Origin of the sequence: Mycolicibacterium gadium (assembly GCF_010728925.1) — a bacterium.
Classification (GTDB): Bacteria; Actinomycetota; Actinomycetes; order Mycobacteriales; family Mycobacteriaceae; genus Mycobacterium; species Mycobacterium gadium.
The window spans coordinates 1,346,344-1,358,542 of record NZ_AP022608.1 but is presented as its reverse complement, the minus strand read 5'-3'; the positions used below and the strand labels follow the sequence as shown (position 1 = coordinate 1,358,542).

The following is a 12,199-nucleotide window of genomic DNA, read 5'->3' as shown; positions in this document are numbered from 1 at the left end:
CCGGGGTCCGGACAGCACAAACCCCGTCGCCCGGCAGCGGCCGAGCGCTGACCCGCGACGATCGAGCAGAAGCACCGTGGCGTGCAGGTTGCGAGCACGCTGCCCAACACAAGCGGTCAGATAGCCATCGCGGCGCGCACGTCGGCCTCCGACGCCGAACCCCCGGTACCGCTGGACGTGACGCGCCCCGCCTCCAGCACGTAGTAGCGCTGTGCGGATTCCAATGCGAAGCCGATGTGCTGTTCGACCAGCAGCACCCCGAGACCGCCGCGCTGCGTCAGCGCGGTGATCGCCGCTTCGATCTCGGCCACAACCGAAGGCTGGATGCCCTCGGTCGGCTCGTCGAGGATCAGGCACTTGGGGGTGGTGATCAGTGCGCGCGCGATCGCCAGCTGTTGGCGCTGACCGCCGGACAGCAGACCGGCCCGTCGCGTGAGCAGTTCCTTCAACGCGGGAAACAAATCGAGCTGCTCGTCGATCAGCTGCTTACCGTTCTTACGGCCGTCGGCGACGACCTGGAGATTCTCGGCCGTCGTCAGCTGGCCGAAGGACTGCTGACCCTGCGGTACATACGCCAAGCCCCGCTTGACGCGGGCGCTCGGTCGGAGCCTGGTGAGGTCTTCACCGTCGAACAGCACCTTGCCGGAATTGCACTTCAGCAGGCCAACCGCCGCGCGCAGCAGCGTCGTCTTGCCCGCGCCGTTGTGCCCCATCACGGCGGCGACCCCGTCGGTCGGCACCTCGATGTCGACGCCGTGGATGACCTCGGAGCGGCCGTAGCCGGCGTGCACCTCGACCAGTTGCAGCATCAGGAGTTCTCCTCGACGAGTTCGATGCCGTCGGCGCCTGCCGCGGCGGTCCCCAGATAGACCTCCTGCACCTTCGGGTTGGCCTGAACCTCGGCCACCGAACCCTCGGCGATCACCTGGCCGCGTGCGAGCACGGTCACCGATGTGGCGAATGCCCGCATGAAGTCCATATCGTGTTCGACCACGACGACGGTGCGCTCGGCACCGATGCGGCGCAACAGGTTCCCGGTTTCTTCCCGCTCTTCGGCACTCATGCCGGCCACCGGTTCGTCGAGCAGCAGCACGTCGGCGTTTTGAACCAGCAGCATGCCGATCTCCAGCCACTGCTTCTGTCCGTGGGCGAGCACTCCGGCGGGCTTGTCGGCCAGGTCGGTCAACCCGATGGTGTGCATCGCCTGTTCGATCGCCGGGAGCACACCCTTGCGGCGCCGCAACAAGGTCCACGCGGATCGGGTCGCACCGGCGGCGATGTCGAGGTTCTGCAGGACGGTCAGCTGCTCGAACACGCTGGCGGTCTGGAAGGTTCGGCCCACCCCGCTCCGCGCGATCTGATGCACCTTCTTGCCGAGCAACTCCACCCCGGACTTGTTCACCGAACCGGTCGCCGACACCAGCCCGGTGATCGCGTCGATCACCGTCGTCTTACCCGCGCCGTTGGGTCCGATGAGGAACCGGAGGTCACCCTGAAACAGCGTCAGGTCGACATTGCTGACCGCTTTGAAGCCGTCGAAATCGACTGTCAGTCCTCGTACTTCGAGGTACTGGGTGCCCATACCGACGTTGCCGCCCTCGATGGGCTCCTTGTCTGCCGTGCTCGCGTCGACCTCGGTCATGAGCTGGCACCCACCTTCGCGGTGTCGGGGTCGGAGTCAGTGGACTTCTCCGGAGGTGGTTCGGCCTTGGCTTTGCGGCGCTTCAGGAACACACCCAACCCGGCCAGGCCCGCGGGGAAGAAGCCGACGACGACGATGAACAACAGGCCTTGGGCGTACGTCCACTCCGACGGAAAGCGTTCGGAGAACAGGGTTTGGGCCCAGGCCACGCCGATCGCACCCAGTACCGGACCCAGCAGCGTCGTGCGCCCGCCGATCGCGACACCGATCAGGAATGCGATCGACGGCAGGATACCGACCTGTGAGGGTGCGATGAATCCGACGATCGGCGCGAACAGTGCGCCTGCGATGCTGGCGAACAGCGCGGCGACGGTATAGGCGACAACCTTGATGTTGGCGGGGTCGTAGCCCAGGAAGCGCACCCGCTCCTCGCCGTCGCGCACAGCCACGAGCAACTCGCCGTAGCGGCTCTGCATGAGCTGCCGGACCACGGCGACCACCAGCAGCAACACCCCCGCGGCGATGAAGTACAGCATCCGGCGGTTGGCCGGGTCGTTCAGCGTGAACCCGAAGAATGTGCGAAACCGGTTGAGCCCGTTGCTGCCACCGGTGCTGGTCTGACCTACGAGGAGGATCGCCAGCGCGGCGGCCAGCGCCTGCGACAGGATCGCGAAGTACGCACCTTTGACACGCCGCTTGAAGACGCCGAAACCCAAGGCCGCGGCGATCGCCGTCGGCACGAGCACTATGGCCAGCAGGGTAAAGGCGGGGGAGGCGAACGGTTGCCAGTAGCCGGGCAGTTCGCGCACGCCCGCGATCTGCATGAAGTCGGGCACGTCGTCGCCGCGAATCTGCGCGTCGGCGATCTTGAGGTGCATGCCCATCATGTAGCCGCCGAGGCCGAAGAAGACGCCTTGGCCGAGCACCAGCATTCCGCCCCGGCCCCAGGCCAGCCCGATGCCGACCGCGACGATCGCGAAGCACAAGAACTTGCCGAGCAGCGACAGCCGGAAGTCGGACAGCACCACCGGCGCCACCCCGAACAGCACGACCGCCGCGATACCGAAACCAGCCCAGGTCTGCCAACGGCCGAGAACGGTTCTCACACCAAACTCCTTGTGCGAACGGTGAACAGACCCTGCGGGCGGGCCTGCAGGAAGATCACGATGATCACGAACACGATCACCTTGGCCAGCGACGCGGTGGTGTTGTACTCGATGAACGAGTTCAAAAAGCCCAGTGAGAACGCCGCGATCACGGTGCCCTTGATCTGACCCAGCCCGCCGACCACGACGACCAGGAACGCGTCAATCAGATAGCTTTGCCCGATCGTCGGACTGGTCGACCCGATCATCGTCAACGCGACACCGGCGACGGCCGCGAGGCCCGAACCGATGAAGAACGTGGTGATGTCGGTCTTGCGCGAGGAGATGCCGCTGGTTTCGGCGAGGTCGCGGTTCTGCACGACGGCCCGGATGCGTCTGCCCATCGGGCTGACCTTGAGGGCGGCCGCCAGTGCGGCCACACACGCGATCGCCAGTACCAGGATGAAGATCCGGGTCTTGGGCACCACCGCACCGAAGATCTCCACACCGCCGGACAGCCACGCCGGAGCGATGACGTTGACCGCAGGCGCGCCGAAGATGTCGCGGGCGACCTGCTGCAGTATCAGGCCGACGCCGAACGTCACCAGCAGCGTGTCCAGCGGCCGGTGGTACATCCGCTGGATCAAGGTGACTTCCAGCAGGGCACCCATTGCCCCGCCGACGACGAAGCCGACGACCAGCGAGATGAACAGGGACGCACCGGCACTGGAGATGATCTGCTGTACCACGTAGGCGGTGTAGCAGCCGGCCATGATGAACTCGCCATGCGCCATGTTGATGACGCCCATCTGACCGAACGTCAGCGACAGTCCGAGCGCAGCCAGCAACAGGATCGAACCGAGGCTCAATCCCGTTGCCAGCTGCCCGATTAGAACATCCACTTACACATACTTCCGTCGCTCCGCTCGCCCGGTACTCAGCCGGAGAGGCCGGCGGCCCACGGGTACGACTTGAGGTAAGGGTCCGGCTCGATCGGGCCGGGCGACTCCCAGATCGTGTAGATCAGCCCGTCGGGGCGGATCTCGCCGATACGCGCCGTCTTGGTGATGTGATTGTTCTCGCCGTCGATGGTGACCAGACCCTCCGGTGCGTCGAAGGTGACGCCACCGGCATTCTCCTGGATGGCGCTGACCTCGAAGGACTTTGCCTTCTCGACGGTGTTCTTCCACAGGTAGACGGAGACGTAGGCCGCCTCCATCGGATCCGACGTCGGCTTGCTGGCGCCGTACTTCTTCTTGTAGGCCTCGACGAAGGCCTTGTTCACCGGGGTGTCGATCGTCTGGTAGTAGTTCCACGCCGTCAGCTGTCCGGTGATGTTCTGCACACCGATGCCGCCGACCTCTTCCTCGGCGATCGACACCGAAACCACCGGCATGTCCTGCGGTGTGAGCCCCACGTTCTTGTACTCACGGAAGAACGCCACGTTCGAGTCGCCGTTCAGCGTGTTGAACACCGCGTCGGCGTCGGCGGTGCGGACCTTGTTGACGATGGTCGAGAAGTTCGTCGAGCCCAGAGGCGTGTAGTCCTCGCCCTTGATCTCGATACCGTTGGCCCCGGCGTAGGCCTTGATGATCCGGTTCGCCGTCTGGGGGAAGACGTAGTCACTGCCGACCAGATAGAGCGACTTGACGCCCTTCTCCTTGAGGTAGTCCAGGGCGGGCACGATCTGCTGGTTGGTGGTGGCGCCGGTGTAGAAGATGTTCTTCGAGGACTCCAGACCCTCGTACTGCACTGGGTAGTAGAGCAGCGAGTTCGCGCTCTCGAAGACCGGCAGCATCGCCTTGCGACTCGACGACGTCCAGCCACCGAACACTGCGGCCACGCAGTCGCTGCTGATCAACTTCTCGGCCTTCTCGGCGAACACCGTCGGCTCTGAGGCGCCGTCCTCACCCACGACCTGAATTTGCTTACCCATCACGCCGCCGGCGGCGTTGATCTCCTCGACCGCCAACGCAATCGCGTCGCGAACTGTCACCTCGGAGATCGCCATCGTTCCCGACAGCGAGTTCAGCGAGCCCACCTTGATGGTCGAGCCCGAGGTGTCCACACACGATTCGGCGTTTGCCGAGTCCGACTCGGTCGCCTTGCTTCCACAGCCCGCCAACAGCAGGCCCGCCACAGCGACGACGCTTCCCGTCGCAATCGCAGACCTTCTCAATGAAGACCGTTGTGGTAGTCGCATTGACAGCCTTTCCCTATATCAGCAGCGCACATCGGGGGATGGGCGTCGGCTGGAGTGCAGAATTTTCTGGCACCACTGGGGTGTCGAATCGGGACGTTAGAGCGGCTGTGTTTCTGCGAAATGTCTGTGTGTGACGAACAAATTAACCTGTAGGGGACTGCTGTTTATTTGCCGTTGGCGGTCCGCCGCGTAGCTGATCTGACGTGTCTGTAACAGTCGGGTACGGTGCGGCGATGTGACGAGCATGCGAAAAGCGACATCGATGGTCGGGGCGGCGCTCGTGCTTGCAGCAGGCTCACTTGCGGTCAGTCAGGCAACCGCAGCCGGGCAGGATCCCGCTCCGGCGGGACCAAACGTCAAATACGTTGTCACCGCGGACGCCCCGCTGAGCTTCGACATCAACTACGTGACCAGTTCGCCCGCGGACCTGAAGGCCTTCAACGCCGACGCGTCTGCCTACTCGACCAGAGGTAGCTTCGTCGCGCCCTGGGAAACCACCGCGACGCTCGCCGACCCGCAATGGGCCTACATCAGCGTGGCGCGTGCCGGCCATGCCATGGAGGCCCCGCCGAACGCGCACTGCGAGATCTGGGTCGACGGGCAACTCGCCGTCCAGAACACAGGTCCCACGACGGCCTTCTGCCAACTGAGTCGCTGGTAGTCATCGGCGCCGCATCACGCGCGTAATTACCTTGACATCCGATCGAACATAAGTTCGAATACGTGGGTGCGGTGGGATAGCCAGGGTGTCAGCGTCGACGACGGTGCACTGCCTGGCCTGCAGCGGATCGGCTTTGTCCGCAGCGTCCGCACGCCACAGTTCGAAGGCATCACGTTCCACGAAGTGCTGTGCAAGTCGGCGCTGAACAAGGTGCCGAACGCGGCCATAGTTCCTTTCAACTACACGGTCAACGGCTATCGCGGTTGCTCGCACGCCTGCCGCTACTGCTTCGCCCGGCCCACGCACGAGTATCTCGAATTCGACCCCGGCACTGATTTCGACTCGCAGGTCGTCGTGAAGACGAATGTCGCCGATGTGCTGCGGCGTGAGCTGTCGCGCCGTTCGTGGCAACGGGAGACGGTCGCGCTCGGCACCAACACCGATCCGTATCAGCGTGCCGAGGGTCGCTATGCACTGATGCCGGGAATCATCGGCGCGCTCACCGATTCCGGAACGCCGTTCTCGATCCTGACCAAGGGGACCCTGTTGCGGCGAGACCTGCCGTTGATCGCGGAGGCGGCGCGACGTGTCGACGTCAGCGTGGCGGTCTCATTGGCCGTCGGCGATCCCGACCTACACAAGGATGTCGAACCGGGGACGCCGACACCGCAGGCGCGTCTCGGGCTCATCTCCGCGGTCCGCGAAGCGGGTCTGGACTGCCATGTCATGGTGGCGCCGGTGCTGCCACACCTGACCGACTCCGCGGCGCATCTGGACGGATTGTTGGGTCAGATCGCTGAAGCGGGCGCGACGGGGGTGACGGCGTTCGGGCTACACCTCCGCGGCTCGACGCGCGGGTGGTTCATGGCGTGGCTGGCGCGGTCGCATCCCGAGCTGGTGTCAAAGTATCGCGAGTTGTACAGACGCGGAGCGTATCTGCCGTCGGACTATCGGAAGATGCTGCACGACAGGGTGACTCCGCTGATCGCCAAGCACGGCCTGGCGCCCGATCGTCGGTCGTTTCGGGCGGTGTCGGCTCCGGCCACCGACTGCGCCGAGGTCCTGCAGCCGACGCTGTTCTAGTCTCGGCGGACGCTATCCCTTGTTGCGCTTGACCTGATTGAACGGCACGCCCCGATCGGCGGCATGTTCACGCGGAAATCCAAGCACGCGTTCGCCGATGATATTGCGGGCGATCTCGGTGGTACCGCCGCCGAGCGCCGCCGCCTGCCGCGACAGGTAACGCTCTCCGTAGCGGATCAGGTCGTCACCGATATCCACGACGCCCGAACTGCCGGTCAGCGACAGCACGGTGTCGAACTCCAGGTGGTGTACCTCGGCGTGGGTCACCCGGATGATCGAACCCGCGGCCGGCGGCAGCGAGCCATCGAGAACACCGTGGTACACGTGATCGATCAGCTGTTCGCGTACCGCGCGGTGCACCAGCGCGCGACCCGCAACCTCCTGTGCCCGCTCACTGTCGGCCTGCCCGGTCGCTTCCAGCAGCGCGACGTAATCGATCGGCACATCCGACTTGCCTTCGGCACCAATGCCACTCGCGAACTCAGAGCCGCCTCCGACCGCCCGGCGCTCGTGGTACAGCTGCCGGGACGCCACGTGCCAGCCGCCATTGACCTCTCCGACTACGGCATCGTCACCGAGTTCGAGGTTGTCGAAGAACTCCTCACAGAACTCGACCGACCCGTTCACCTGCTTGATGCGCCGCAGTGTGATCCCGGGGCTGTTGATGGGCACCAGGAACATCGTCAGGCCTTCGTGCTTGGGCACATCCCAGTCGGTGCGCGCGAGCATCAGCCCGTAGTCCGCGGCGAACGCACTGGTGCTCCAGGTCTTGGCGCCGTTGATCACCCAATTGTCGCCTTTACGGTCGGCGCGGGTGATGACGCCGGCCAGATCGGACCCGCCGCTAGGCTCCGACAGCAGCTGCACGAGGACCTCTTCGCCCCGCAGCGCGGCCGAGATGTGTTGCTGCTTTTGCTCTTCTGATCCAGTGTCCAGGATGGTCGCGGCGCATATCGTGAACGTCGGGGTGTTCAGGATGACCGGAAGCTCGTAACAGCGCGACTCGTTGTTGAACGCCTTCTGGTAGGCGATCGGCAATCCGAGGCCGCCGTATTCGCGGGGGAAGCAGATGCCGGCGAACCCGCCCTCGTACAGCTTCTTCTGCAACTCCCGGGCGCGGTGCCAGGGTTTTTCTTCACCCCGGTCGTGCTCGGGCGGGTTGGCCGGATCGATCGCCGGCATGTTCTCCGCCAACCAGGTGCGGGCACGCGTGGCGAACTCGTCGACAGACTCGGTCGTTTCGGTCGTTGCCGATGCGGTGTCGGTCATGAGGCATTTTCCAGATTCTTGGTGAGCGCATACACGCGCAGATTGTGCTCTTCGGGCGTACCGAACAACGAGCGGTACAGCGTCGCCCGCCGCAGGAAGATGTGCAGGTCGTGCTCCCAGGTGACACCGATGCCGCCGTGCAGCTGAATGCAGTCCTGCAGCATGCCCGGAGCATGTTCGCCCACATAGGATTTCGCGACGCTGACGGCCATCTCGGCGCCCGGGGACCGCGCGGCCACCTCGGCCACTGCGGCGTTCGTCGTCGCCCGGCACGACTCGAACCAGATCTTCAGGTCGGCGTACCTGTGTTTCAGCGCCTGATACGAGCCGATCGGCCTACCGAACGAATGTCGGTCGAATCCCCATTGGATGGTGAAGTCCAGCACCGTCTCCAGGATGCCGACGATCTCGGCGCACTGAAGGATCGCCGCGATCTGGCTCTGCCGCTCGATCAGTGCCGGCGTCTGCTCGGCAGAGCCGACGACTGCGGTGGCCTCCACCTCGACATCGTCGAATTGCACTCGGGCATAGGTCTTCACCATGTCGAGCGACCGTTGCGCTTCCACGGTGACACCCGCAGCGTCGGTGGGGACCAAAAACTGTCGCACCGCGTCGTCGCAGCGGGCCACCACCAGCAGCGCCGCACTGTCGCCGGCCGCTTCGACGCGGTCCTTCACACCGTGGATGCGATATCCGGTGTCGGTGCGCGTCGCGGTCACCGCAGCATCGAGCGGCGACCACTGTTTGCCCGGCTCGTAGGCCGCCCACGAGGCGACGATCTCGCCTGAGATCAGCGATTCGATCGTCTGCTCGTGGTTCTCGGGGGCGTCGGCCAAACCGGCCAGGACGATGCTGACGGGATGCAGCGGACCCGGTGCCACGCTGCGGCCGGACAATTCCGCGACCAGGGCGAGGTCGGCGACGCCGTCCCCGGACACGTTGCCGCCGCCGAGTTCCTCGGGCACCAGCAGGCTGGTCCAGCCGAGTTCGGCGGCGCGCTGCCACCAGTCCATCTCGAACGACTTTCCGGCGGCGTGCAGTTCACGCAACCGACCCAACGACGCGCCCTTCTCGAGGAACGACTGGGTGGTCGAGGCGAACAGCAGCCGTTCTGGGTTTGCGGCGTCGGTCACGGCGCGAACTCACTTTCGCTGACGCGTGAACGTGCGTGCCGGAGCACCGACACGCACGTCACGATGGATGCCGTTGGAATCAGGCGAATTCCAATGCGGGCACACCCGGTTTGTGGACGATCTCGTTCGGGACCTTGAACAGATCGATCATGTTGCCACCCATGACCTTTCGCTGCCCTTCGGCGTCGAGGCCCTGGAGATCGTCGACCAGGTGCGTCGGCTGCGACAGGCCCTCGGGGTGCGGCCAGTCGGAACCGAAGATCACGCGGTCGATGCCCAGCAGGTCGGCCATCTGGGCGAAGTCGTCCTCCCAGAACGGTGCGACGTACACGCAACGGTGGAACGCCTCGATCGGATCCTCCAGGAAGCCCTGCGGCATCTTCGAGTAGACGTTCTTGAACTGCTTGAAGAGGTAGGGGACCCAGTCCGCGCCGTTCTCGATCGACAGGATGCGCAGATCCGGGTTACGGGTCAGCGCTCCGTGACACACGAGAGCCGCCATGGTGTCCTCGATGGGACGCTTGCCCATCGCGACCATCCGGAATGCGGTGGGCGCGAACGGCTTGAACTCGTCACCGGGTTCCCAGTCGTTGAGGTACTCGGAGTACCCGCTGTCCGAGGCGTGCATCGACACGGGGATACCGGCCTTGACGCAGGCGTCCCAGAACGGGTCGAACTCCTCGACGCCCAGGGATCGCGTGCCGCGATAGCCGGGCACCGGGGCGGGGCGCACCAAGACGGTCTTCGCGCCGCGCTCCAGGCACCAATTGAGTTCCTCGATCGCGCGATCCACGTTGCCCAGGTTGATCACCGGCGTGGAGAAGATGCGGTCCTCGTAGTTGAACTGCCAGGTCTCGTACATCCACTGGTTCAGCGCATGGACGATGTCGAGAATCAGGTCCGGGTCGTCCTTCAGTCGCTCCTCGACCAGGCTGGCCAGCGTCGGAAACATCAGGGAGTAGTCCAGGCCGAGGCTGTCCATTACCTCGAGGCGAGCCTCGGGATTGCGGAACGCCGGAATGGACTTCATCGGCTTGCCCATGACCTCGCGGAAGCTCTTGCCGCCACTGCCGTGCCGGAAGTACTCCTCCTGGGCGCCCGGGCGAGCGACCACCTCGAAGGTCGGGTTCGGGATGTAGTCGCTGACGACATTGCGGACCATGATCTTCGTTCGTCCGCGCACGTCGATGTAGTCGATGACGCCCTTGCGGTGGTCCGGCAGGAACTGGGTCAGGGCCTCTTTGGGCTCGTAGAAGTGGTTGTCGGCGTCGAACACCGGATAGGGGAGTTCGCGGGTCACAGTTGCGCCTCCTTCAGACTGACTAGGCTGTGGTGGTAATGACATTACCACGTCTGGACCAGCGTAAACACCACCCCTGATCGAGGAGTTATTGGGTCGGGCCGGCACCGCTACCGGTGCAGGTCAGGCGGGGTCGCGGTGTCCGGCGAGGCTGCTGACGCAGAAGTCGTAGATGTGATCGGCGCCGACCGGAACGCCGGTGAGTTCTGCGCCGAGCACCCGCAGCCGCATCGCCCCCAGGGCCGACTGCATGATCAGGGCCGCTGTCGCGTCGACGTCGATGTCGGCACGGAAGGCGCCCTCGTCGATGCCGCTGCGGATGATGTCCTTGATCAGCTCGTGCACCGGAGAGAGCACGCGGGCATACTCGCTCGGCAGCGCCTCGGCCAAGCGATCGTTGTAGAACGTCAGGCCGCGGTTGACTTTGTCCTGAGTGGTCGTTTCCGCGGGCGTGCAGATGCGATCGATGAGTATCCGTAAGGCGTCAGCGGCGGGCAGTCCGGCGGTGTCCTCGCGCCACTTTCGGGTCGACTCCGACATGATCTTGTCGACCAGGGCCAGCAACAACTCGTCTTTGGTGGAGAAGTGCTGGTAGAAGGATCGCAGGGAGGTTTTGGACCGTTCGACGACCTCCAGCACCGTGAAGTCCGTGCGGCCGGTCTCGCCGAGAATTGCCAACGCCGACTTCATGAATCGCTTCGGGCGCGACTCCGGGTCCAGGTCCACGACGTCGTCCGTCGCCGCCGCGCGGGCGCCTCCGCTCGGCGGCCGACTGCCACGCTTCGCCATGACACCTCCCCGGTTGTGCGCGCGAATGTCGGTAACGACGTTACCGCTTTTACCGGAGCTCGGTTAGTGTTCCCTCCCATGACCACAGACTCGGCGCAGACGCCCTGGACCGTTGAGAGCCTGCTCGAATTGTTCGACGTGCGGCCGGACGGAGAGAACAGATTCATCGCCGAAACGGGCCCAACAGGCCAGGACGACCGCCAGGTGGTCGAGGGTACGCAGGTCCTTGCGCAGGCTATTGTCGCTGTGGCCAAACGTTTTCCGGAGAAGTCCGTGCGATCGGTGTCGGCGGTGTTCGCCCGCGCGGTACTGGTCGGCGCGGGTCCGGTAGAACTGGAGCTGGACGTGGTCAACGAAGGCCGGTCGACGGCGACCGCGATCGTCGCGGCCAAGCAGAACGGCAAGCGGTGCATCACGGCGACCGTGCTGACCGACGTACCCACCCCCGATGTCATCCGCCACCACCTGCCGCGGCCCGACGTCACGGGTCCTGAAGACGCGAACGTGTCGGAGATGCCGATGACCGGACGCCAACTACGTCTGGTCGACGTCGTCGACGTGAACAGCCCCGACGAGGTCGGACCACCTGAGCTGTACGCCTGGCTGCACTACGACCCGATCCCCACCCGCGACGACCTCGCCAAGGCGCTGATCGCGTATTTCACCGGACACCTTGGCATTTCGACGACGATGCGCGCACATGAAGGCATCGGTACCGCGCAGGCGCATCTGACCGTGTCGACGGCTCCGATGACGATCACGGTCAGCTTCCACGAGCCGTTTACGTGGGACGGCTGGCTGCTCTACACGCACGAGAGCACCCAGGTGGGCGCGGGCATGTCCTATGTACGCGGGGCCGTCCACACCGAAAGTGGTGAGCTCATCGCATCGTTCGGCCAGGATGCCTTGATCCGCCCGCTGCGCACGACCGACGCGAGCATCAAGGAGCAGTCGCGGCTCTAGTTTCTGTTGCGTTTGTTGTCGCCGCGACCCGAGATTTGCGACAACAAACGCAACAAAAAAGTGGCGGTGCT

12 protein-coding genes are annotated in these 12,199 nt (G+C 64.7%); 3 read left to right on the top strand and 9 right to left on the bottom strand.

Annotation, left to right across the window (positions count from 1 at the left end):
- Positions 1-116: 116 nt before the first annotated feature.
- The 5 genes from urtE to urtA are packed head-to-tail and all read right to left on the bottom strand — an operon-like array spanning position 117 to position 4,930.
- A complete protein-coding gene (gene urtE / locus G6N36_RS06620) occupies positions 117-809 on the bottom strand; it encodes an urea ABC transporter ATP-binding subunit UrtE (RefSeq protein WP_163685772.1) in 693 nt (230 codons plus the stop codon).
- Positions 809-1,642, bottom strand: a complete 834-nt coding sequence (urtD, locus tag G6N36_RS06615) for an urea ABC transporter ATP-binding protein UrtD (protein ID WP_163685771.1) — start codon at positions 1,640-1,642, stop codon at positions 809-811. Before urtD ends, urtE begins: the two co-directional genes overlap by 1 nt.
- Complete coding sequence (gene urtC, locus G6N36_RS06610) at positions 1,639-2,748, bottom strand: urea ABC transporter permease subunit UrtC (RefSeq protein WP_163685770.1); 1,110 nt, start codon at positions 2,746-2,748, stop codon at positions 1,639-1,641. Before urtC ends, urtD begins: the two co-directional genes overlap by 4 nt.
- On the bottom strand, positions 2,745-3,629 hold the full coding sequence (urtB, locus tag G6N36_RS06605; RefSeq protein WP_163685769.1) for an urea ABC transporter permease subunit UrtB: 885 nt from the start codon (positions 3,627-3,629) through the stop codon (positions 2,745-2,747). Before urtB ends, urtC begins: the two co-directional genes overlap by 4 nt.
- A 35-nt stretch (positions 3,630-3,664) precedes the next feature.
- Positions 3,665-4,930, bottom strand: coding sequence for an urea ABC transporter substrate-binding protein (urtA, locus tag G6N36_RS06600; protein WP_163685768.1), 1,266 nt, complete (start codon positions 4,928-4,930; stop codon positions 3,665-3,667).
- A 244-nt stretch (positions 4,931-5,174) separates the two neighbouring features.
- On the opposite strand from urtA, the gene G6N36_RS06595 reads away from it, so the two are divergent.
- Positions 5,175-5,591 (top strand): Rv2576c family protein, encoded by a 417-nt coding sequence (locus G6N36_RS06595; protein ID WP_163685767.1) that lies wholly within the window; start codon positions 5,175-5,177, stop codon positions 5,589-5,591.
- 66 nt (positions 5,592-5,657) lie between these two features.
- Positions 5,658-6,674 (top strand): Rv2578c family radical SAM protein, encoded by a 1,017-nt coding sequence (locus G6N36_RS06590; protein WP_163685766.1) that lies wholly within the window; start codon positions 5,658-5,660, stop codon positions 6,672-6,674.
- A gap of 12 nt (positions 6,675-6,686) precedes the next feature.
- Here the strand turns inward: G6N36_RS06590 and G6N36_RS06585 are convergent, their stop codons facing one another.
- From G6N36_RS06585 to G6N36_RS06570, 4 genes are all read right to left on the bottom strand, one after another.
- Positions 6,687-7,943: an acyl-CoA dehydrogenase family protein gene (locus G6N36_RS06585; RefSeq protein ID WP_163685765.1), complete on the bottom strand. Its 1,257-nt coding sequence runs from the start codon at positions 7,941-7,943 to the stop codon at positions 6,687-6,689.
- The gene (locus G6N36_RS06580; protein WP_163685764.1) at positions 7,940-9,076 is read right to left on the bottom strand and encodes an acyl-CoA dehydrogenase family protein; all 1,137 of its coding nucleotides are present in this window, start codon (positions 9,074-9,076) and stop codon (positions 7,940-7,942) included. Before G6N36_RS06580 ends, G6N36_RS06585 begins: the two co-directional genes overlap by 4 nt.
- Positions 9,077-9,155: 79 nt before the next feature.
- Complete coding sequence (locus tag G6N36_RS06575; protein ID WP_163685763.1) at positions 9,156-10,421, bottom strand: amidohydrolase family protein; 1,266 nt, start codon at positions 10,419-10,421, stop codon at positions 9,156-9,158.
- A gap of 78 nt (positions 10,422-10,499) precedes the next feature.
- On the bottom strand, positions 10,500-11,165 hold the full coding sequence (locus G6N36_RS06570) for a TetR/AcrR family transcriptional regulator (protein WP_163685762.1): 666 nt from the start codon (positions 11,163-11,165) through the stop codon (positions 10,500-10,502).
- Positions 11,166-11,243: 78 nt separating this feature from the next.
- Here G6N36_RS06570 and G6N36_RS06565 point away from each other — a divergent pair, with 78 nt between their 5' ends.
- Positions 11,244-12,128, top strand: a complete 885-nt coding sequence (locus tag G6N36_RS06565; protein ID WP_163685761.1) for an acyl-CoA thioesterase — start codon at positions 11,244-11,246, stop codon at positions 12,126-12,128.
- Positions 12,129-12,199: the final 71 nt, after the last annotated feature.

Excerpts from the sequence above, each read along its gene's own strand:
- urtA (WP_163685768.1), bottom strand. The coding sequence starts at position 4,930 with ATGCGACTACCACAACGGTCTTCATTGAGAAGGTCTGCGATTGCGACG.
- G6N36_RS06565 (WP_163685761.1), top strand. The coding sequence starts at position 11,244 with ATGACCACAGACTCGGCGCAGACGCCCTGGACCGTTGAGAGCCTGCTC.
- urtD (WP_163685771.1), bottom strand. The coding sequence starts at position 1,642 with ATGACCGAGGTCGACGCGAGCACGGCAGACAAGGAGCCCATCGAGGGC.
- G6N36_RS06585 (WP_163685765.1), bottom strand. The coding sequence starts at position 7,943 with ATGACCGACACCGCATCGGCAACGACCGAAACGACCGAGTCTGTCGAC.
- urtE (WP_163685772.1), bottom strand. The coding sequence starts at position 809 with ATGCTGCAACTGGTCGAGGTGCACGCCGGCTACGGCCGCTCCGAGGTC.
- G6N36_RS06570 (WP_163685762.1), bottom strand. The coding sequence starts at position 11,165 with ATGGCGAAGCGTGGCAGTCGGCCGCCGAGCGGAGGCGCCCGCGCGGCG.
- G6N36_RS06595 (WP_163685767.1), top strand. The coding sequence starts at position 5,175 with ATGCGAAAAGCGACATCGATGGTCGGGGCGGCGCTCGTGCTTGCAGCA.
- G6N36_RS06575 (WP_163685763.1), bottom strand. The coding sequence starts at position 10,421 with ATGTCATTACCACCACAGCCTAGTCAGTCTGAAGGAGGCGCAACTGTG.